Origin of the sequence: Pseudomonas sp. KB_12 (assembly GCF_052114545.1) — a bacterium.
In the GTDB taxonomy this organism is placed as follows: domain Bacteria; phylum Pseudomonadota; class Gammaproteobacteria; order Pseudomonadales; family Pseudomonadaceae; genus Aquipseudomonas; species Aquipseudomonas brassicacearum.
In genome coordinates this window covers 1-21,061 of sequence record NZ_JBFREY010000010.1, presented here as the reverse complement: position 1 = coordinate 21,061, position 21,061 = coordinate 1, and the positions used below count along the sequence as shown (strand labels likewise).

16 protein-coding genes, 1 tRNA gene, 1 rRNA gene and 2 pseudogenes are annotated in these 21,061 nt (G+C 61.4%); 10 read left to right on the top strand and 10 right to left on the bottom strand.

Annotation, left to right across the window (positions count from 1 at the left end):
• Nucleotides 1-103 precede the first annotated feature (103 nt).
• From AB4Z20_RS10280 to ggt, 3 genes are all read left to right on the top strand, one after another.
• A complete protein-coding gene (locus AB4Z20_RS10280) occupies nucleotides 104-2,161 on the top strand; it encodes a methyl-accepting chemotaxis protein (protein WP_253478187.1) in 2,058 nt (685 codons plus the stop codon).
• Nucleotides 2,162-2,264: 103 nt separating this feature from the next.
• Nucleotides 2,265-2,341, top strand: a tRNA-Met gene (locus tag AB4Z20_RS10275).
• A 178-nt stretch (nucleotides 2,342-2,519) separates the two neighbouring features.
• Nucleotides 2,520-4,364: a gamma-glutamyltransferase gene (ggt, locus tag AB4Z20_RS10270; protein WP_442089837.1), complete on the top strand. Its 1,845-nt coding sequence runs from the start codon at nucleotides 2,520-2,522 to the stop codon at nucleotides 4,362-4,364.
• A gap of 170 nt (nucleotides 4,365-4,534) precedes the next feature.
• Here ggt and AB4Z20_RS10265 read toward each other — a convergent pair.
• Together AB4Z20_RS10265 and AB4Z20_RS10260 are read right to left on the bottom strand one after the other, a co-directional pair.
• A pseudogene (locus tag AB4Z20_RS10265) lies at nucleotides 4,535-4,969 on the bottom strand (methyl-accepting chemotaxis protein); the annotation flags it as partial.
• A gap of 105 nt (nucleotides 4,970-5,074) precedes the next feature.
• Nucleotides 5,075-5,761: pseudogene (locus tag AB4Z20_RS10260) on the bottom strand (PAS domain-containing protein); the annotation flags it as partial.
• Nucleotides 5,762-6,068: 307 nt separating this feature from the next.
• Here AB4Z20_RS10260 and AB4Z20_RS10255 point away from each other — a divergent pair.
• From AB4Z20_RS10255 to AB4Z20_RS10245, 3 genes are all read left to right on the top strand, one after another.
• Nucleotides 6,069-7,487 carry a short-chain fatty acid transporter gene (locus AB4Z20_RS10255; protein ID WP_258691271.1) on the top strand — a complete coding sequence of 473 codons (1,419 nt, stop codon included), beginning with the start codon at nucleotides 6,069-6,071 and terminating at the stop codon, nucleotides 7,485-7,487.
• 112 nt (nucleotides 7,488-7,599) lie between these two features.
• The gene (locus AB4Z20_RS10250) at nucleotides 7,600-8,760 is read left to right on the top strand and encodes a hypothetical protein (protein WP_442089835.1); all 1,161 of its coding nucleotides are present in this window, start codon (nucleotides 7,600-7,602) and stop codon (nucleotides 8,758-8,760) included.
• A 179-nt stretch (nucleotides 8,761-8,939) separates the two neighbouring features.
• Nucleotides 8,940-9,467 (top strand): lysine methyltransferase, encoded by a 528-nt coding sequence (locus AB4Z20_RS10245; protein ID WP_253478211.1) that lies wholly within the window; start codon nucleotides 8,940-8,942, stop codon nucleotides 9,465-9,467.
• Nucleotides 9,468-9,477: 10 nt separating this feature from the next.
• Here the strand turns inward: AB4Z20_RS10245 and can are convergent, their stop codons facing one another.
• Together can and AB4Z20_RS10235 are read right to left on the bottom strand one after the other, a co-directional pair.
• Nucleotides 9,478-10,122, bottom strand: a complete 645-nt coding sequence (can, locus tag AB4Z20_RS10240; RefSeq protein WP_058546018.1) for a carbonate dehydratase — start codon at nucleotides 10,120-10,122, stop codon at nucleotides 9,478-9,480.
• A 5-nt stretch (nucleotides 10,123-10,127) separates the two neighbouring features.
• Entirely contained in the window at nucleotides 10,128-10,256 is a 129-nt protein-coding gene (locus tag AB4Z20_RS10235) for a hypothetical protein (RefSeq protein WP_258689375.1), read from the bottom strand.
• On the opposite strand from AB4Z20_RS10235, the gene AB4Z20_RS10230 reads away from it, so the two are divergent.
• Nucleotides 10,255-10,659 carry a hypothetical protein gene (locus AB4Z20_RS10230; protein ID WP_058546017.1) on the top strand — a complete coding sequence of 135 codons (405 nt, stop codon included), beginning with the start codon at nucleotides 10,255-10,257 and terminating at the stop codon, nucleotides 10,657-10,659. The genes AB4Z20_RS10235 and AB4Z20_RS10230 overlap by 2 nt on opposite strands.
• 187 nt (nucleotides 10,660-10,846) lie before the next feature.
• Here AB4Z20_RS10230 and rimI read toward each other — a convergent pair whose 3' ends face one another.
• Nucleotides 10,847-11,299, bottom strand: a complete 453-nt coding sequence (rimI, locus tag AB4Z20_RS10225) for a ribosomal protein S18-alanine N-acetyltransferase (protein ID WP_214512436.1) — start codon at nucleotides 11,297-11,299, stop codon at nucleotides 10,847-10,849.
• The gene (locus AB4Z20_RS10220; RefSeq protein ID WP_018604593.1) at nucleotides 11,292-12,071 is read right to left on the bottom strand and encodes a hypothetical protein; all 780 of its coding nucleotides are present in this window, start codon (nucleotides 12,069-12,071) and stop codon (nucleotides 11,292-11,294) included. The genes rimI and AB4Z20_RS10220 overlap by 8 nt, the downstream gene beginning before the upstream one ends.
• A gap of 181 nt (nucleotides 12,072-12,252) precedes the next feature.
• Between AB4Z20_RS10220 and mksB the strand changes: the two genes are divergently transcribed.
• Genes mksB through mksF form a run of 3 tightly spaced genes read left to right on the top strand, consistent with a single transcriptional unit; the run spans nucleotide 12,253 to nucleotide 17,061 of the window.
• Nucleotides 12,253-13,533 (top strand): Mks condensin complex protein MksB, encoded by a 1,281-nt coding sequence (gene mksB / locus AB4Z20_RS10215; RefSeq protein WP_063325220.1) that lies wholly within the window; start codon nucleotides 12,253-12,255, stop codon nucleotides 13,531-13,533.
• Nucleotides 13,523-14,224 (top strand): Mks condensin complex protein MksE, encoded by a 702-nt coding sequence (gene mksE, locus AB4Z20_RS10210; RefSeq protein WP_024618905.1) that lies wholly within the window; start codon nucleotides 13,523-13,525, stop codon nucleotides 14,222-14,224. The genes mksB and mksE overlap by 11 nt, the downstream gene beginning before the upstream one ends.
• Nucleotides 14,221-17,061, top strand: a complete 2,841-nt coding sequence (gene mksF / locus AB4Z20_RS10205) for an Mks condensin complex protein MksF (RefSeq protein ID WP_258689376.1) — start codon at nucleotides 14,221-14,223, stop codon at nucleotides 17,059-17,061. The genes mksE and mksF overlap by 4 nt, the downstream gene beginning before the upstream one ends.
• Nucleotides 17,062-17,245: 184 nt before the next feature.
• On the opposite strand, the gene AB4Z20_RS10200 is transcribed toward mksF, so the two are convergent.
• From AB4Z20_RS10200 to rrf, 4 genes are all read right to left on the bottom strand, one after another.
• On the bottom strand, nucleotides 17,246-19,552 hold the full coding sequence (locus AB4Z20_RS10200; RefSeq protein WP_320389458.1) for a PqiB family protein: 2,307 nt from the start codon (nucleotides 19,550-19,552) through the stop codon (nucleotides 17,246-17,248).
• On the bottom strand, nucleotides 19,545-20,168 hold the full coding sequence (locus AB4Z20_RS10195) for a paraquat-inducible protein A (protein WP_253478274.1): 624 nt from the start codon (nucleotides 20,166-20,168) through the stop codon (nucleotides 19,545-19,547). Before AB4Z20_RS10195 ends, AB4Z20_RS10200 begins: the two co-directional genes overlap by 8 nt.
• Nucleotides 20,155-20,814 (bottom strand): paraquat-inducible protein A, encoded by a 660-nt coding sequence (locus AB4Z20_RS10190; protein ID WP_253478277.1) that lies wholly within the window; start codon nucleotides 20,812-20,814, stop codon nucleotides 20,155-20,157. The genes AB4Z20_RS10195 and AB4Z20_RS10190 overlap by 14 nt, the downstream gene beginning before the upstream one ends.
• 148 nt (nucleotides 20,815-20,962) lie before the next feature.
• A 5S ribosomal RNA gene (gene rrf, locus AB4Z20_RS10185) occupies nucleotides 20,963-21,061 on the bottom strand; the annotation flags it as partial.

Sequence of the window (21,061 nt, the reverse complement as noted above, 5' to 3'; positions counted from 1 at the left end):
GCCGATTTGGACAAACTTTCGAGGCCTTTTAAAAGGGCACCTGTTTCGGCACTTGTGTAGAAAACGCACAAAAACAGTGCAGGGTGTTCAGGGGAGTATGGGCATGCAGGCTTTTTTATCACCGGGAATCAGATTGTTGGGGCATTTCGGCTTCGCCCGCAAATTCCAATTGCTGTTCCTGCTTTTTATCCTGCCGCTCATGGGCAGCCTGTGGCTCATCGGCCAGGACTATCGCGACAAACTCAGCCTGATTTCCGGGGAACGCGCCGGGGTGCGCCAATTGCTGGCCCTGGATAACCTGGACAACCTGCTCACCGCCCAGCGCAACCGCGCCGCCCGCTGGCGCGCCACCGAAACCAATCGGCAGCCGACACCCGCGACGCTGGCCGCCATGGCGGCGTACGACGCAGTGCAACCGGCCCTCACCCAGGCCGCCAGTGACCTGGGCAACGCCCTGCAAACCGAAGGGGCCGAAGCCGATACCCTCGCCCGCTATCAAGCCCTGCAAACCAGCCTCAACGGTCTGGATTCGAAAAGCCTGGGCAGCGTGGGCTGGTGGCCGGATGGCTACGACCGCTTCACCGCCGCCCTCAGCGCCCTGCAAGCCTTGCGCGAGCAGATGGTCATGGACAACCGCCTGACCCTCGCCTCCTGGCTGGAAACGTATTTGCTGACGCAGATTTCCACTCAGCAGACGCCAGACCTGATCGAACGGGTCGGTCGCCTGGCCAGCGTTGGACAGGCTTCCGTGGTATCAGGCCAGTTCACGTTGCAGAGCCGCCTGCAACTGCGGGACCTGCGCAGCCGTATCGGCGACGCGCGGGACCAACTGGTCAAGACCGGAGCGCTGCTGGAATCCCGCCTGCCCAGCGATCTGCAAACCTGGGCCGGACAATACCAGGGCAGCCTCAAGCACTTGGATGCCGGCCTGAAAGTGTTGGATGACGGGGTGTTCGGCGGTTCCATCAATCTCAAGCCCGAAGACTTCGAGAAACACATGGACGCCCTCCTCGCCGAGCTGGCGACCCTGCGGCAACAGTCACTGGTGGCACTGGATACGCGCCTGGACCACTACCACGGTTCGGCGATTCGCCAGTTCACCCTGGTAGCGACGGTACTGGGCTGCCTGCTGCTGGCGGCGCTGTATCTTTTTGTTTGCCTGCAAGCGTCGATCCGGCGTAGCGCCAGCGGCATCACCCTGCTGGCCGAAGCCCTGCGCGACGGCAATCTCAGCCTGCAAGTGCCGGTGCAAGGGCGCGATGAACTGGCGGCCATCAGCACCGCCCTCAACGTCGCCGTGGTGCAGTTGCGCAACAGCCTGCTGGGGGTCGACCACGAAACGTTGCAGTTGAGCAACGCCGTACGCACCCTCAATACCCACTCCAGCGGCGCCCTGGGCGAAGTCGAAGCCCAGCAGATGCAGATCAGCCAGATCGCTGCCGCAGCGACACAACTGGCCGCCACCTCCCAGGGTGTGGCGAAGAGTTGTGAACAGGCCTCCGATAGCGCCCAGCAGACCCGCCGCATCGCCACCGACAGCAGCCGCGACAGCCAACGCACCACGGCCAGCATCCAGCAGCTCAACCAGCGCCTCAACGAAACCGCCGCCGCACTGGGACGGGTCAGCGAACAGGGGCAACAGATCCAACTGGTGGTCGATACCATTCGTGGCGTGGCCGAGCAGACCAATCTTCTGGCCCTCAATGCCGCCATCGAAGCCGCTCGCGCCGGGGAACAGGGCCGTGGTTTCGCGGTGGTGGCCGACGAGGTACGCAGCCTGTCGCAACGCACCCAATCCTCCACGCAACAGATTGCCGCCACCGTCGACAGCCTGCGCGCCACGGTCAACGAAGCCGTCAGCCTGATGGAAGCCGCCTGCGGCCAGGCCCAGACCGACGCTCAAGCAGTCACCGGCCTTGGCGAACGGCTGGGAGAAATTGCCAGCGCGGTGCAAAGCGTCACCGACACCCTGGCGCAAATCGCCACTGCCGTGGATGAACAAGCCAGCACCGCCGACGAGGTCAGCGGCAATATCCAGCAGGTCGACCAGGCAGCGATGCGTTTGCTTGAAGGCGCACGGGCCGTGAATTTGGCGGCGGACACCCTGAGCCAGGGAAGCCGGGCCCTGAGTGCCAACACAGGGAGATTTCAGCTCGGTTGATAGCGATTTGCAGCGAGGATTGTTAAGCGGTTGAAAGCGCAGAGAAATATTTCAGATTTACGCTTGACACATCTTCGTTACCGGCGAATAATGCGCGCCACTTGGCTACATAGCTCAGTTGGTTAGAGCATAGCATTCATAATGCTGGGGTCCGGGGTTCAAGTCCCTGTGTAGCCACCAAGTACTAAAAACGGCCTATCGAAAGATAGGCCGTTTTTTTATGCCCCAGGAAAAGTGCCTGCCCTCTCAGGATTTGGTTGCACGCCCCCCCGTGGCAAGAAGCCTTGTTGATTTGCGCCCCACGCCTCGCGTCGCTACAGTCGTTCTCTATCTCCCTGGCCCACGGATGGAGCGACACGTGCTTATAGACCTGAAACCGAACCTTCATCGCCTGTCAGCCGTTTCGTTGCTGGCTGTCGCGCTAACGCTTAGCGCCTGCAAGGCCCCGCCCTCCTCCACTGCCACACCAGCATTACCTTCCCCGCCGGAAATCACGTCCGGCTACCGCACCGATGTGCAGACCCGTTACGCCGACAAGCACATGGCTGCCGCGGCCAACCCGTTGGCGGCCGAGGCCGGGCGGGAGATGTTGCGGCGCGGCGGCTCGGCCATCGACGCGGCGATTGCGATGCAAGCGGTGCTGACGCTGGTGGAACCGCAATCTTCAGGCATCGGCGGCGGCGCGTTCATTGTGCTGTGGGATGGCAAGGCCGTGCGCACCTACGACGGTCGCGAAACGGCACCGGCTGGCGCCACTGAAAAACTTTTCCTGCAAGCCGACGGCAAACCCATGCCGTTTACCGCCGCTCAGATCGGCGGCCGCTCCGTGGGTACGCCAGGGGTGTTGCGCGCCCTGGAACTGGCCCACCGCAAACACGGACGCCTGAAATGGGCGACGCTGTTCGAGCCAGCCATCGCGCTGGCAGAGCAAGGTTTCGCGATCTCGCCCAGGTTGCATTCGTTGATCGCGACCGATCCGTCCCTGCCGGGCTCGCCGGACATGGCCGCCTACTTCCTGAACGCCGATGGCAGCCCGAAAGCCGTCGGCACGACACTGAAGAATCCCGCTTTGGCCAGCGTCCTCAAGCGCATCGCCAACGAAGGCCCGGATGCGTTGTACAAAGGGCCCGTGGCCGAGGAGATGGTCGCCAAGGTGCGCGGCCACGCCAATCCCGGCAGCCTTTCGCTCAATGACCTCCAGGGCTACGCCGCCCGGGAGCGTGCGCCGTTGTGCTCCGACTACAAGCGCTGGCAAGTGTGCGGCATGGCGCCCCCGTCTTCTGGCGGGATTGCCTTGGCGCAGATCCTCGGGACATTGCAGGCCCTCGAACAGCGCGACAGCCACAATGCCCTCGCGCCGTTGAAACCCCTCAAGACCGATAAACCCGCCGGCCTCGAGCCCGCGCCCGAGGCGGCGCACTTGATCGCTGAAGCGGAACGCCTGGCCTACGCCGACCGCGCCCAGTACGTCGCCGACGCGGATTTTGTTCCCGTGCCGGTCAAAGGCCTGGTCGACCCGGGCTATCTGGCCAGCCGCGCAGGCCTGATCGGCCCACGCAGCATGGGCGTCGCCAAGCCCGGGACACCGCCGGGCATTCAGGTGGCCTATGCGCCGGACCGTTCGCCACTGCGCATTTCCACCTCGCAAGTGGTGGCGGTGGATGACCAGGGAGGTGCCGTGTCCATGACCACCACAGTGGAGTCGGCATTTGGCTCGCACTTGATGGTCCAGGGTTTCATGCTCAACAACCAGATGACCGACTTCTCGTTCATCCCTGAAGAAAACGGGCAAAAAGTCGCCAATCGCGTCGAACCCGGCAAACGCCCGCGCTCGTCCATGGCACCGACGCTGATCTTCGATCGTCAAAGTGGTGAGCTGCTCGCCGCCGTTGGTTCACCGGGTGGCTCGCAAATTATCGAATACGTCGCCAAGTCAGTGATTGGCCTGCTCGACTGGAACCTGGACCCGCAAACCGCCATCAACTTCCCCAACTTCGGCAGCCGCAATGGCCCCACCGAGCTGGAAAAGGGGCAGTTCAGCCCGACGCTGATCCAGGCGCTGAAAGACAAAGGCCATGCGGTGAGCGAGATCGACATGAACAGCGGCACCCAGGCGATCGTGCGAGTGCGTGATGCGCAAGGGAAAACGTCTCTGGCCGGCGGCGCGGACCCGCGGCGCGAAGGCGCAGCGCTAGGAGATTGAACGCTCGCCTATCAAATTGAGGCAGCTTGCTCGGGTGTTGAATATGCCGCCGCCATCGCGAGCAAGCTCGCTCCCACAGGGGGTGGCGGCGAACACAATATCAAGGCTATTCAGGGAGAACTGTGAGAGCGAGCCTGCTCGCGATAGCGGCGGCTCGCTCAGCAGGTTTCTCAGGTCGATAGCTGGTTGGCAAACTGGCTTACCGCATCGACCACTTTCTTCGCCCCGTCCTGGATCTCGACGATCACCGTCCCCGCCTCGGCGGCCAGGGCCAGGCCGTGTTCGGCCTGGTGCTGGCCGTCGGTCATCAGTGCCACGGCGTTACGGGCCATGTCCTGGTTCTGGCGGACCACGCCAACGATTTCATCGGTCGCCTGGCTGGTGCGCGATGCCAGTTGGCGCACTTCATCGGCCACCACCGCAAAGCCACGGCCTTGCTCGCCGGCCCGGGCCGCCTCGATCGCGGCGTTGAGCGCCAGCAGGTTGGTTTGTTCGGCGATGCCGCTGATGGTTTTGACAATGGTACCAATCACCAGGGATTGCTCGTTCAACGCCTCGATGCCTTCGCCAGCGGTTTGCATGTGCCGGGCCAAGTCGCGCATCACCTCCACGGCCTGGGTCACCACCGTCGTGCCACGCTGGGCGGTATTGTCGGTCTGCCGCGAAGTGCTGTAGGCGATGCCGGCCGCCTCGGCGACGGCTTTTTCCTGGTTGACCTGGTCGGTGATGTTGGTGGCGAACTTGACCACTTTATACAGTCGATCGTTGGCATCGACCACCGGGTTGTAGGAGGCTTCCAGCCAGACCTCACGACCATTGCTGTCGATACGCTTGAAGCGGCCGGCCACGAATTCACCGCTGTTCAGGCGCTTCCAGAACTGCTGGTAGGCCGCGCTGTTGTATTCCTCAGGTTCGCAAAATGTGCGGTGATGCTTGCCCTTGATCTGCGCAAGGCTGTAACCCATGGCGTTGAGGAAACGATCATTGGCCGTCAGCACGTGACCGCCCAGATCGAATTCGATCACCGCCGTTGAGCGCACCAATGCACCGATGAGGTTTTCATGCTCGCGAGAGGCCTCGATGGTGCGGGTCAGGTCATTGGAGTACATCGAAAAATAGCGGATCCGCCCGTCAGCCCCCCGTACAGGCTGGAGGATCGAACGCAGCCAGGCTTCCTGGCCATTGCTTCGCAGCAGGCGCACGGCACCGGAAAAGTGCTCGCCACGGGTCAACGCCGACTTGAAGCGAACCTGGAACTCATTGGATTTCAAATATGCAGGAACCAGTTCATCCACAGGCCGGCCAATCAAGTCCTGGCTCTTGTAACGCATCTCGTCGAGGAAATTCTGATTGACTGATTGAATCCGTCCATCGGCATCCAGAGTGAGGCCAAGCATCTCGCGATCCAGGCTTTCCTTGACTTGCGCAAGGCTGGACAGTTCTTGGCGAAGAGCCAACAGCTCCTGCTTCAGGCGGTTGTTGAACATGGGCAGCTCCGACAGCAGGAGAATGAAATGCTGTTCCCTAGCCATCGGCCCGGCGTTTTTTTTCTAAAGAGCAGCGCGAGCCCCGGGTGAAAATATTCCAGGACGCCCTCGAACCCGATAAGCCTCCCATGGTCACTGGATTGTTCTACTGTTGCGCCTGACCTTTGAAGCCTTTGCCGCCATCAATACCCATAACCATAAAAACGAGGTAATTGCCGTGACCACCGACATCGAAGACAGCCGTTCCGCCCGCTTCGCCTTGCGCTGTTCCAGTTTCGCCGAGCGCTGGTTCCCCGACTCCTGGGTCTTCGCCGCGCTGGCGGTGCTGGTGGTCGCCGTGGCGACACAATTCATCGGCGCCACGCCCACGGCGGCGGCCATGGCGTTCGGCGACGGCTTCTGGAGCCTGATCCCGTTCACTATGCAAATGGCCTTCGTGGTGATCGGCGGATACGTGGTCGCCAGCTCGCCACCGGCCGTCAAATTGATTGACCGCCTGGCACGGATTCCGACCAACGGCCGCTCCGCCGTGGCATGGGTGGCGCTGATCTCCATGGTCGCGTCGTTGCTCAACTGGGGCCTGTCGTTGGTGTTTGGCGGTTTGCTGGTGCGCGCCCTCGCCCGGCGCACCGACCTGAAGATGGATTACCGCGCCGCCGGCGCCGCCGCGTACTTGGGCCTGGGCGCAGTGTGGGCCCTGGGGTTGTCTTCGTCGGCAGCGCAATTGCAAGCCAACCCGGCCAGCCTGCCGCCCTCGATCCTGTCGATTACTGGCGTCATTCCTTTCACCCAGACGATTTTCCTCTGGCAGTCTGGCGTGATGCTGCTGGCGCTGATCGTGATCTCGTTGATTGTCGCCTACGCCACCGCTCCCGGGCCGAACAGTGCCCGTGACGCCGCCGCTTGTGGCATCGACCCGAGTTTCAGCATGCCGGCGTTGCAGCCCCGTACCCGCCCAGGGGAATGGCTGGAGCACAGTCCGCTGCTGACCATTGCACTGGTGCTGCTGGCAGCCGGCTGGCTGTTCCACGAGTTTTCGACCAAGCCTGCGATCAGTGCCATTTCCGGGCTCAACACGTATAACTTCCTGTTCATCATGCTGGGCGCCTTGCTGCACTGGCGGCCGCGCAGCTTTCTCGACGCCGTCGCCCGCGCGGTGCCGACCACCACCGGCGTGTTGATCCAGTTTCCGTTGTACGGCTCGATCGCCGCACTGCTGACCACGGTCAAAGGCGGCGATGCCCAGACCCTGGCCCACCACATCTCGACCTTTTTCGTACAAATTGCCTCCCATGACACCTACGCCTTGTTGATGGGCGTCTATTCGGCGGTCCTGGGCTTCTTCATTCCTTCTGGCGGCGGCAAGTGGATCATTGAAGCGCCCTACGTCATGCAGGTGGCCAACGACCTGAACTATCACCTGGGTTGGGCGGTGCAGATTTATAACGCCGCCGAAGCGCTGCCGAACCTTATCAACCCGTTCTACATGCTGCCGTTGCTCGGGGTCTTGGGGCTGAAGGCCAGGGACCTGATCGGTTTTTCCTTCGTCCAGTTGCTGGTGCATACGCCGCTGGTGCTGGCGCTGCTATGGGCACTGGGGACGACATTGAGTTATTTGCCGCCAGTGATGCCATAAAGCCATAAAAAAGGGCCGATATTTCCATCGGCCCACTTCTTCTTCGGCCCGGTCTGTTTCAGTATGGATGCGCCCTGTTTCGAGGGGCCCACACGCTGAAAAGGATCTGAGCATGTCCAAACTCGCCGCACTTTCTTTTGCCGCCCTGGCCTTCAGTGCCACCGCCCACGCCACCGACATTGACGTACAACTGGGCAGCACCGAACGCGTCACCCGCCTCTTTGCCTACCCCAACAACTGCAACGTCATCTGCTTTCGCGACTGGACCCTGGAACAGACCGTCGAGCACTACCTGACCCAAAGCGTGCAGCGCGACGGCTACGGCACGGCCAAGGTCCACGTCAAAATCGATAACGACAAGGTCTATGCCAACATCAGCGGCGTACCGAAGAGCTATGGCCAACCGCTCAAGGCCCTGCTTGACGCCGGGGACCTGGCGTACAACGGTGCCTCGAAACTCAACAGCGAAAAAAAATGGTCCTACAACTGGTACCTGTTCCTGCCGCTGGGCATGGCCCTGGAAAACCGCAAGAGTGTCGAGTTGCTGCACTTCCCGCCGGACTACTCCCTGACCCAGGCCCAGGACTATCTGGAGTCGGCGACCACCGATCGTTGGGCCACGCTGCTGACCGTCAACGGCATTGCGGTTGAACAGACGCCGGCCTACCAGACCATCATCGACATCGCGCCCATCGCAGCGCCGTCCAATGCTGGCAGCACATTGGAGGGACTCTATAGCTACTTCAACGATTACCAAACCACCATGGTCACACAGGTCACCCAAACCGCCAGCGGCGCCGCGTTGCCGATGGTGGCCTTCGGAGCGCCCGTTCGGAACTGGATCAAGACCCAGTACGGCCAGACCGTGAATGTGCTCGGCTTGGCGACCATCACAACCGGCAGCGGGGTCCAGGTTCCGGTCCTGGGCTCCAACCATCCGAGCTATATCTGGTACGCCGCCGACAAGGACAGCTACGACGGTGACGAAGCCAAGGCCGATGCCGCTGGTTTGAAAGTCATGGGCCAGGACCTGAGCGCTGCATGCTGGCAGGCCGGTATGGGCAGCAAGCCGGGCACCGACCCGAACACCCTGCTGAACCAGTGCACGCAGACCTGGCAGGTCACGCAGAAGGAGAAAACCTGCGAGTTGTTCTACACCTCGATCCGCAAACTGAGCGAGGAAGACGCAGAGAAACAATGCGAAACACCGGCGATCAAGTCGCAACTTCCGCAACTGAAGGTACCGATGCCGCTGCCAGCCGAGGCGGTCTAAACCTTGAGGCGCTTTCCCGCGCAGGCTGGCGCTGACGCGGGAAAGCGCCTTTGGCACCTGTCAGAGTCGACAGTAGATGACGCCCCCGACTTGGGCGAAGCTATCAGGGTTTTTTCAACGACCGCCGGCAGGATCGCCAGCGCCAGAAAGTCGAGTGTTTAGCACCGACAAGGACTGTCATGACCACGTTCATTACAGATCGCGCCTGTTCACAGCACCGGGATTGCATCTACCCGGAAAAACAACTCGGCACCCGCCTGGGCTACCCTTCTGTGCGCGATTTTGAAGTGCACCAGACGACCGACGGGCGCGGCCACGGCATCATCGCCCGCAAGCCTTTCGCGCCCATGACGCGGATGTGCAGGGTGTCGGGGTTGCTGGTGAGCCGACGGCGCCTGCACACGCTGCAGATCCTGCCGGACGTCCACATGTATGACCCACGCTTCGCGGGATTGCTGCTGCATTCCTGCAACCCGAATGTCTTCCTCGACATGAGCGAACTGTGGCTGTGGTCACTGGCCCGTATCGATGAAGGTGACTCCCTGACGATGGACTACGCCAGTACCGAACAGAAACTGTATCGACAGTTCGCCTGCCGGTGCGGCTCATACAACTGTCATGGCTGGATTACCGGCTATGACGAGCCGCCCAATGAGCAGGGAATGACATTTCTACGGCACTGGCGTCGTCAGTGTCACCGCGACTGACGAGCCGACGTCAGGGCGCGCCGACCGGACGCAGCCGATACTGCGGCGGCAATTGCTCGAAACCGCTGATCGTGGTGTCCAGGCTCTTCCAGCGTCCGTCCTTGATGCCGTAGATGCAGCCATGAATCGACAGTTTCTGCCCGCGGTGCCAGGCGTTCTGCACGATGCTGGTATGGCCGACGTTGGCCACCTGCTGGATCACGTTCAGCTCGCACAAGCGGTCGACACGTTCCTCCTCGGTCGGCAATTGGCCCAACGCCTCGCGATGCTCGTAGTACAGGTCGCGAATCGAGCGCAGCCAGCCGTCGATCAGGCCCAGTTGCCGGTCCTGCATCGAGGCTCGCACGCCGCCACAGCCGTAATGGCCGGTGACCAGGATGTGTTTGACCTTGAGCACGTCCACCGCGTACTGGATCACCGACAGGCAGTTGAGGTCCGTGTGCAGCACCACGTTGGCCACGTTGCGGTGTACGAACAGATCGCCCGGCAGCATGCCGACGATCTCGTTGGCCGGCACCCGCGCATCGGAACAGCCGATCCACAGGTATTCCGGGGTTTGCTGACGAGCCAGCTTGGAGAAGAAGTCAGGATCTTCCTGCTTGATCGCATCGGCCCAACGCGCGTTGTTATCAATCAGATCTTGTAATTCGTTCATGCTGTCTAGCCTCGATTGAGAGTGCGCAACTGTGACAAACGACCGTCGGTCGAGGTCACGTCGGCGATGCATTGGAATTCCTGGATGCGCTGCCGGTCGACACCAGTAAGGCCCACAGTATGAGGAATTGCCATGAATGATTCACGACGTCCCTTCGATGCGACGCAACCGGAACCCATTGACGACAATGAGGATCGCATGGGCTCGATGCATGAACTGGAGTTCGACGAAGAAGAACCCAGCGCGAAGATCGGTGACGAACTGCCGGAAAACGAACGCGAGCACCTGATGCCTCGCGAACGCGTCCGAGAAGCCGGGCTGACCGGGGCTTCGACGGATGATCACGAATCGACCGACGACGACATGAGCCCGGAAACCCTCATTCGCGAAGACGGCGCCCGGGACGCCCACGAGACCGGGGACGACGAACAGGCGGACTGGGACCTGAGCGTGGTGGATGAAAATGATATTGGCGGGGGCGATGGGCTGGACGAGGCGGAAATGGCCGATATCGATCCGCTGGATGGCAAGCGCTGACCCGACGATCGCCATCGCGAGCAAGCTCGCTCCCACAGTGGTTTTGTGTATGACCTAGGATTTAATGTACGCCACCCAGCCCTGTGGGAGCGAGCTTGCTCGCGATAGCGGTGGATCAGTTTGCATCAATGTCGCATGTACCGCCGTCTTCGCGAGCAAGCTCGCACCCACATGGGGTCACGGCGCTTCAGTCCACCAAGGTACAAGCCATGACCACGGCATCCTCACGCCCGCCCACTGCCGGGTAGTAATCCCGGCGCCGGCCAATTTCATTGAAGCCATAGCGCTCATACAGCCGGAACGCCGTGCGGTTGCTGTCGCGCACTTCCAGGAAGCACTCCCGGGCCTCGGCCTTGTAGGCAATCGACATCAAGTGCTCCAACAGGCGCAAACCCAGGCCACGGCCCTGGTTTTCCGGTTTGACGGTGATATTGAGCAGGTGCGCCTCATCCAGGATGATCTGCACCACGCCATGGCCCACTTGCTGCTGGCCTTCGAACATCAGCCAGATCTGGTATTTGCCCAGCCCGTCGAGAAATATCCCGCGGGTCCAGGGGTGGCTGTAGGCGGCGTATTCGATTTTCAGTACAGCGTCGAGGTCCGCCTCGGTCATCGGGCGGAACAATACAGCGTCACTCATTCGATTCTTTCCAACGCGCCATCAGCCGGCGCATGGCTTGCCAGACATCAGCCTTGCGCTGTGGCGTTTCCATTAACAGTTCCAACCCGGGCAACGCCCAGGCCGAGCCCAGGCCTTCGACCTGCAGTTCACGATTGAACGCCTCGGCATCCGCCTCGCCGGCAAACTTCACCGCCGGCAGGCCGATCAGCCACAGGCACACACAGGGCTCGTCTTCGAGGCGCGCCGAAACGAACCCCTGGACAAAATCCCGCGCCGCTTCGGGCCCCTGGTCCATGGTGCCGCGCGACAACAGCGGCCAGCGCACCGGCTCGCCGATGATCTGCGGGCTGTCCGGCAGACCGGCGGCGCGCAGCATGTCCTTGAGCAACAAGTAGGCTGGATCGCGGCTTTGAAACGGCTCACCCGTGGGCAACTCCACCAACAGCAGGCAACGCCCGGCCCGCAAAAGCTGCAGGGCGAAACGCGGCGGCGCGACGTAGGGCGCCTTAGGCGGCGCCTCGACAACCTCCTCCACCGGCTTGGCGTTGGTACGGGTCGAGGCCAGGCTTGGACGCGGCACTTCGATTTTCGGCCGCTCGGCCACGGGCGCCACCGGCTCGGCGACCGTCTTGGCCACAGGCGCGGTCACGACCGGCGCGATGTACTCGGGCTCGGGCGTTTCCAGCAGCTCGGGCCGCGACGGGGCGGCGAACGGCAATTCGGTACGCGGCAGCCAGTTGACCACCTGCATGGCGGTCAGATAGGCGCGGCGACGGGACTCGATAAGCAAGGGTCGGCCACTTGTGGATAACTGAAAGTGGGAGGGATTCTACCGCCCTTCGGCGCGGATCGCTTCCCTGTTGAGCCAATAGTTGATCGATAGCAAACGACAGTCCGTCCAAGGGGTGAATCGCAAGCGGCCCGATGCAGTACAATCGCCGCTTTTAATTGCCAACCCGACGGCCATTGCGATGATCGAACCCAAGCGCGTCTTGCGCGCCCTCGCTGAACACTGGGCATTGCTGGAACCTTTGTGCGAGCACTTCGACCAGGGCACCCTGAGCCTCAACGAATTGCGTTCACAGCTGGCCGCCCAACAACTGGATAGCACGCCCCAGGACATCACCAGCCTGCTGGATGTGTGGATCCGCCTGGACATTCTCGTACCGGTGGCGAAAAGCCCGAACCGCTTCGAGCTCAACGCCCAGATCCATGACTTCCTCGCCTACCTGCGCCGCGAACACCGCCTGGGCCTGTGCCTGGAGATCGAAGCCTACCTGCGTCACCTCGAGCGCCTGGCCGGCTACATCCAGGACGCCTTCGACATTCGCGACGGCAACGACCTGGCCCGCCAACTGCGCCTGCTGGACATGCGCGTGCGCGATGTGCTCAAGAAACTCGCCAACGACGAACAGGCCCTGGTGGCCGTGGCCGAACGGGCCAAGACCAGCGACCGGCAGATCCCGCTGCGCCAGCGCTACGCCGAAGTGCTGGCGACCTGGGACGAATACGTCGAGCCGATGATCCAACTGGTGAATGCCGACGGCGCCTTCGAGCAGGGCGTGCGCAAGGTCGAGAACGTGCTGTTGCGCATGCTCACCGAACAACAGCGCCTCGGCCACCTGGTGGACGACGACATGCTGCTGCGCACCCATGCGCGCATCCTTGAGATGCAGACCAGCGCCCAACTAACCTTGCGGCACGCCCGTGAACTGCTCCTGCCACTGCGCGAAGAGGCTCGCCGTCACAACGCCGTGACCCGTGGCGCCGCCCTGGCCCTGGCCGCCATTCGTCGCAAAGGCATCGATGCCGTGCCGCAGGCCGCCATGCCGCTGTTCACCCGGCCGCAAAGCACCTTCCTGGGCAGCGCCAGCCAGGTCGAAGCCTACGTCTATGCGCTGGCCCGTTTCGAGCCGAAACCGGCGCGCTTCCCCAAGTCCCACAAGACCCACAAAGGCGGCGAGGCACCGCGTGCGCCACGCACCGTGCGCGAGATGGTCGAGCGCTGCGAAGACGCCCTGCCGATGCCGGACCTGATGACCTGGCTGCTGGAACAGGAACCGGACGGCGCCACCGACGAATTGCTGTATTGGTTCTCGCGCCTGTCGCGGGAAAAACGTTTCAAGCGCGAGCGTCTGGAACGCCGCGACTATCACACTCACGAGCATCAGGTCAGCCTGCGCTCCTTCGCCCTGCTCTCGGCCGGCGACACCGCCGCCGAGGATTCTGCGAGCATCCCCCATGCATCTTGATCTATCCGAACTGTCCCAGCTGGCGCCGATCTTTCGCGAGCTGTTCAAGGGTTACCACGTCAGCCGCCGCGACCCGGAGCTGTACGCGCAACTGTCGAACTTCCAGGACCAGTACCGCACGCTGTTCAAGGCCCTGGGCTTCGAACTGGTGTGCGACACCCGTGGCTTCTATTACTTCGTACCGGACCTGGCCGCCGCGGCAGTCAACAAGACCGCCCAGCGCCTGGCCCTGTTCACCTTCATTCTGGTAGAGCACCTGGCCGACCAGGGTCGCGACCCGATTGCCGTGCTGGACGGCGGCAGCCTGGGCCGCGATGAGCTGCCTTCGTTGCTGGAAAAATACCGCGACCTGTTCATCCAGGCCGAAGTACAGACCCAGGAAGAGCTGGAAGAAAAAATCATGCGGCGCATGACCCAACTGGGTTTCGCCAACGAAGAAAACGGTGTGTACCGCTTCCTGCCGCCGATGCATCGCTTCCTCGACGTGTGCCTGTCGGTCCAGCAGGACCGCGACCTGGCCGCCAGCCTGCACAGTGTGTTGCCGTTGCCAGTGCCGGTGCTGATCGACGAAGACAGCGACGAGAAGCTGCTGCAGACCGACGATCCGCTGGACCTCAGCCCCTTTGATGCCGAGAGCGAAGAAGACGCACTGGCCCGCGCCATTGCCGAAGAACAGGAGACCGACGCATGAGCAAGGAACGCTACGGTATCCGCCGCTTTGCCCTTTTGAACACCGCCGGCTACAGCCTCGGTCTGTTCCCGCTGGAAGAACCGCTGTCGGTGTACGGCGCGAACAACCTCGGTAAATCCGCCTCGATCAACGCCTTGCAGTTCCCGATCCTGGCGCGCATGTCGGACATGAGCTTCGGCAAGTACAGCCTGGAGCAATCCCGGCGCTTCTACTTTGCCTCGGACACCAGCTACATCCTGGTGGAAGTCGCCCTGCCCCACGGCCCGCACGTGATTGGCGTGGTCGGTCGCGGCCCTGGTGGCGGTTTCGGTCACCAGTTCTTTGCCTACGCCGGCAAACTGGACCTGGCCCACTATCAGAAAAATGACACCTGCCTGCGTCAGAAAGAGCTGTTCACCAACCTGGAGCGCGAAGGCCTGAAAGCCTACGAACTCAAGCCGGATGAACTGCGACGCCTGCTGGTGGGTGGCCACACCTCGATCCCGCTGGACCTGACGCTGATCCCGCTGCGCTCCACCAGCGAACAAAGCCTCAAGACCTTCCGCGCGCTGTTCATCAACCTGCTGCACATGCGCGAAATCACCGCAGCCAAGCTCAAGCAACTGTTCCTCGACGCGTTCGAGCACAGCCTGCGCTCCGGTAGCGTGGACTACATCGCCGCGTGCGAAGAAGCCTTCCGCGACGTACGCCGCATGGAGCAGGACTACAACTCCCTGGTGGCGGCCGGTCCGCTGGTGGAAGCCCTGGCCAATGGCGTGAAGCAGCGCGATATCCTGCGCGGCAAATTGCATCGCCTGTCGCCATTGCTCGATTCGTTGCTCGGCACCTGGTCGGACTACGCCAGTGCGCGCAAGGAAGAGCTGACCATCCAGGCCGAACACTACCGCAACGAACAGGATTCGCTGCAGAACGACCAGCGCGGCGGCACTCAGGAGCTGATGCGCCTGGAACGGGAAATCAGCGGCATCCAGCGTTGGCTCGGCGAACTGTCGGTGCTCAAGCATCGGTTTGCCCTGGTGGATGACGTCAAGGTCCTGGAGCAACAACTGCTCGCCGCCAAGGACGCCCACGACGAACTGGCCGGCGCCCTGGCCCAGTCCCGGCAGTTCAGCGCCGAGGACTTGGAAGAGCGCCTGCGGGACCTGGAAAAACGCCTGAAGTCGGTCAAGCTGCAACTCGATCACGCCGACAACAACAGCTACGCCCGCCTGCGGGAAGAGTTCTCGCAGCAGGACGTCGAACGCCTGATGCGCCTGTTCAACAGCGCCCTGTTCAGCCTGCCACTGGGCGAACACGGCATCGCGCTGGACGAGAATGGCGAGTGGGTCAAATCCATGGAACTGATCCTCGACGGCTTCAAGGGCGAGCGTTTCGAAGTGCCGGGCCTGTCCATCGACCTGTCCCACATCGAGCCGCCTGCCCTGCAAGCCCTGGCCGACCGTGCCGCGTTGCGCGACCAGAAAGAACGCCTGGAAAAAGAACTCAAGCAGCTCAAGACCCAGCAAGCCGTGGCCGCCGACCGCGCCGCGAGCAAGACCCAGACCGAGGCGCTGTACCAGCAGGTCCTGGATGCGCAGAAAGCCCTGGAAGACTTCCGTCGCAGCCAGACCCTGAGTGCCGAAGAAGGCGAGAAGCTCGAGCAATTGGCGCAGATGGAAGCCGCCCAGGACGAACTCAAGCGCTCCAGCGATGCCTTCACCGAACGCGTCCAGCAGTTGTCCGCCAAGTTGCAGTTGGTGGGCCGGCAGATCGCCGACATGGAAGCCAAGCAACGCACCCTCGACGACGCCCTGCGCCGTCGTCAATTGCTGCCGGCGGACCTGCCCTTCGGCACGCCGTTCATGGACCCGGTCGACGACTCCATGGACAACCTGCTGCCGCTGCTCAATGACTACCAGGACAGCTGGCAAGGGCTGCTGCGGGCCGACGGCCAGATCGAAGCGCTGTATGCCCAGGTGCGCCTCAAGGGCGTGGCCAAGTTCGACAGCGAAGACGACATGGAGCGACGCCTGCAACTGCTGATCAACGCCTATGCCCACCGCACCGACGAAGCCCTGACCCTGGGCAAGGCGCGCCGTGCGGCGGTGACCGACATCGCCCGGACCCTGCGCAACATCCGCAGCGACTACGACAGCCTCGAGCACCAACTGGCGCTGTTCAACCGCGAGATCAACAAGCGTCAGGTGTCCAACCTGCAGAGCTTCCGGATCGTCCTGGCGCCGAACAAGGAAGCGCTCAAGCACATCGACCAGATCATCCACAGCGCCGGCCAGTACGAGGAAGGCGAGACTCTGTCGGTGTTCGACCTCAGCCAGAGCGCCGAGCAGGACAACAAGAACGAAGAAGCCAAGGAATACCTGGCGCGGCTGGTGGCGGCGAACCACAACCAGCTCGGCCTCAAGGACCTGTTTGAACTGGCGTTCGAGATCACCAAGGTCAACGGCCAGCCAGTGATCCACACCGACATCGACGGCGCGGCGTCCAACGGCACCACCATGACCATCAAGGCGCTGACCAACATGTACTTGTTGCTGCACCTGATGGACCGCGAACAGGCCGGCCGCGTGCGCCTGCCGTACTACCTGGACGAAGCCGCGGACATCGACGAGAAAAACCAGGCCGCACTGCTGGAAACCAGCCTGCAACTGGGCTTCGTGCCGATCCTGGCCAGTGTGAAGCCGCAAGTCTGCGCCAGTGTCGCCATCGACCTGGAAGGCGGCAGCGGGCCGAACGGTATCTACATCGACGAAGCGGACTGGAAGTACATCCGTCGTCACGATGCAGTGAAGGCCACGGTGAATGTCCAGGCCGACGAGCCGGAGCTGGATCCGGTGTGAGGTGAATAGCCGGACATGAAAAAGGCCGCGATCCATTGGATCGCGGCCTTTTTTATTGCGCTGGTTTTGAGTCTTCAATGCGAGGATGGCCTCATCGCGAGCAAGCTCGCTCCCACATGGGAATGCTTTGGATGAACGATCCTGCATCCCTGTGGGAGCGAGCTTGCTCGCGATAGCACCACAACTACTTGTTGCCAAGACTGATCTTCGGCGCCCAGGTCAGCCATTCATCTTCAAACTTGTCGAACAGCGGGAAAGTCTGCTCCGGTCGAGCCGGATTGCCCATTCGTTCGCCATCCGGCGTTGCAAACGCAATGCCGCCCTGGATAAGCGTTTCAAGCGACTCGGTGCGCACCGTCGCGCCCTTGAACAGACCGAAGTCCAGACCGAAGCCACTGCTATTCCAGAAACGTGTGCCACTGCGCACCAGCGGCGCATACTTGGACTCGATCAGGATATGGATCAGCACCCGGTCCGCGGTCTGGCCCAGTTCATAACCAGTGACCTTGCCCACCGTAATCTCGCGGTAGGTCACCGGTACGCCGATCTTCAACGAACCACGGCGGGCCGCGCTCAGCACCAGGCTCAATCCCGCTTCGGGCACAGCGCTTTCCGGTGGGTTGGCCAGGGCCACGAAGCTTTTCTGCGGCCCGAGGTTTTTCGCCGAAGGCTGCACCTCAATGTATTGGCCGGTTACCAGCGTTTCCAGGTTGGAGGTCTTCATCAACCCCAACTCCGGCTTGACCACCCAGAATTGGGACCCGACCCGGGCGATGCGCTCGGGCACTTCGGTGATACGCGCCGTGAGTAGCACCGATTGCATATCGGCGCTGAGATCAACATCCTCGATCTTGCCCACATCCAACCCTTTGAACCGGATCGGCGTACCACTGCGCAAACCATCGGCGCGATCGACCTTGATCGTGATCTCAGTGCCGCGCTGTTGTGCGGCTTCGTGATCGGCGAACAGGCGGAAACGTGGAATACGTCTTTTCAGCGGCACATTCGGTTCCGGAGTTTCGAAGGCAATCCCGCCGGCCATCAGGCTTTGCAGGGACTCGCTCTTGACCTGGATCCCGCCCGTCAAACCGCCCGTAAGGGTGATGCCACTGGCGTTCCAGAAACGTGTCGAGCCGTTGACCAGCCCTTCGTATTCTTTCTCGATGTGCACACCAATGATCAGCTGCTTCTTCTTGCGGGAGAACTGATAGCTCTGCACCGACCCGACCTTGACCTGCTTGTAGAGAATCGGACTGCCGACCTCCAGCGATCCGAGGTTTTCGGTCAGCAGGACCAAGTGCAGCCCCGGGGAACGCAAGTCCAGCGGTGGAGCTTTTGCCCGGGCTTCGAACTCGCGTTGCGGCGCGCCGCCCTTGTCACCCGGTCGCACGGCAATGTAGTTGCCCTTGACCAACGCTTCCAGGCCGGTAATACCCGCCAGCGAGATCGATGGCTTGACGACCCAGAACTGCGTGCCGGTTACCAGGTAATCTTCGGCCAAGGGGTCCAGGGTCAATTCAGCCGTGGCGCTGGCCAGGTCCGGATCGACCTTGAGATTCTTCAGGCTGCCGACCTGGATACCTTTGTACATGACCGGCGTACGACCGGCCTGCAACCCTTCGAAATCGCTGAGCTTGACCTTCACTCGAATGCCCGCCGCGGCGGCGTCAAAGTCTTCGTAAAGACGGAACGGCAGGCTTGGGTCCGTCGGCGGGCTATCCTGGCGGCTTTCCGGCGTGGCGAAGGCAATCCCTCCGGCCACGATGCTGGCCAGGGACTCGCTGCGCACTTTGACGCCCGAGAGGTTGGCATCGATGCTGATGCCACTGGCGTTCCAGAAACGCGTGTGTTTGCGCACCAGGTTGGCATAGGTCGGCTCGATGAAGATTTTGATTTCGACCTTGCTCTGATCCTCGGACAGCAGGTAGCTCTTCACCTGACCGACCTGGATCTGTTTGTAGAACACCGGGCTGCCACGGTTCAGCGACCCCAACCGATCAGCCTTGAGGGTCAGGTGCAAACCCGGCTTGGCGTCCGACAGCGGCGGCTCTTCGGCCAGGGCCTTGAATTTACGGGTCGACTCCCCTTCTCCTGGGCTGATAGCCACATAGTTACCCGATACCAGGGTTTCCAGACCCGTGATCCCGGCCAGGCTCACGCTCGGCTTGACCAGCCAGAAACGTGTTCCGGTCTTGAGGTATTGCTCGACGTCCTTGTTCATCTCGATGGTCGCGACCACTCCCTTGGAGCTGCCTTCGTCATCGAGGGTAAGGGCCGTCACTTTGCCGACCGTCATCCCTTTGTAGACGACTTCGGTTTTGTTGACCTGGATGCCTTCGCCGCTCTCAAAGCGCACATTGATCTCGATTCCGGTCTCGTTATAAGCCCGCCAGCCGAGCCAGCCGCCGATGATCAAGGCAATCAACGGCAGGACCCAGATGGCCGACCAGTTCGAAGCCGGTCGAGTTTTAGCGGTAGGCAAATCAGTCATGGTCGTCATCCGACTCCGTGTTATCCCAAATCAGTCGGGGATCGAAGGTTACTGCGGCAATCATTGTCAAAATCACTACGCTGGCGAAAGCGATCGCGCCGAGACCGGCTTCGACACTGGCGAGCCGTCCGAAATTCACCACGGCCACCAAAATGGCGATCACGAAAATATCCAGCATCGACCAGCGACCAATGAACTCGATGAAACGGTACATAAGGATGCGTTGCTGCGCCGACATAGGCTGATGCCGCTGAACGGAAAACAACAACAAGGCGATGCCCACCAGTTTGAAAGTGGGTACAACGATGCTGGCGATGAACACCACGGCGGCAATAGGAATCATGCCGTGTTGAACCAGCTCGATGACGCCAGCCATGATGGTGCTCGGGGCGCCCTTGCCCAGCGAGTTGATAGTCATGATCGGCAACATGTTGGCCGGAATATAAAGAATCGCGGCCGTGATCAACAATGCCCAGGTCCGCATCAAGCTGTTCGGGCGACGGGGGTGAACCAGCGCGCCGCAGCGAGTACAGGTTTGGTTGTCGGCCTCAGCATCCTGCCGATTCAACTCGTGGCACTCCGTACAGATCAGAATCCCTGCATCAATCGCCCGCATGGGCATCTTCTCCTGATAACGCCTGCCAGATCTGATGGGGTGACATCACCACCTCCAGCCAGACCTGGACCAGCAACAAACTGATGAAGCACACCAGGCCAAGGCCTATGGTCATGGCCGCCATGTCTGCCAACTTGACGATGGCCACCAGCACGCCCATGAGGTAGACCTCAAGCATTCCCCAGTCTCGTAGATGGTGATAAATGCGATACAGCAACAAACCGTAACTACGGCCAAAGTCCAAGCGAATGGACAACAGCACCACCAACTGACAGAGCAACTTGAGTAGTGGAATGCCCATGCTGCATAGGAACACCACTGCCGCGATGCCTTGCATGCCGGTATCAAACAGGCCGACCACCCCACTCCAAACGGTGTCCTGGGAGGACTGCCCGAGCAGATTGAGTTCCATGATGGGTAAGAAGTTGGCCGGCACATATAACAGCAGGGCCGCGATAACCAAGGCAAGGCTGCGTTCAACTACATTGTACCGGTGAGCATAGAGCTCATAGCCACAACGGGGGCACTCGGCTTTTTCACCATGGGCCAGCTGAGGCTTGCGCATCAACAGGTCGCACTCATGACACGCCACCAGATCGCTCAGGGGCAGATCTGACAACCTATCAATGTCTGACGGATCGGGCATAAACAGCTCTGGCTCAGCTAAGGTGGGGCTATTCTAGTGCTCCGGCTCGGAAATAACTGTGCAAATTTATCACGAGCTTTCGCAGACTTTCCTGGGGATAAAAACAAAACCCCTACCTGCATCAGCAGATAGGGGTTTCGGAATTTAATCTTGACGATGACCTACTCTCACATGGGGAAACCCCACACTACCATCGGCGATGCATCGTTTCACTGCTGAGTTCGGGATGGGATCAGGTGGTTCCAAT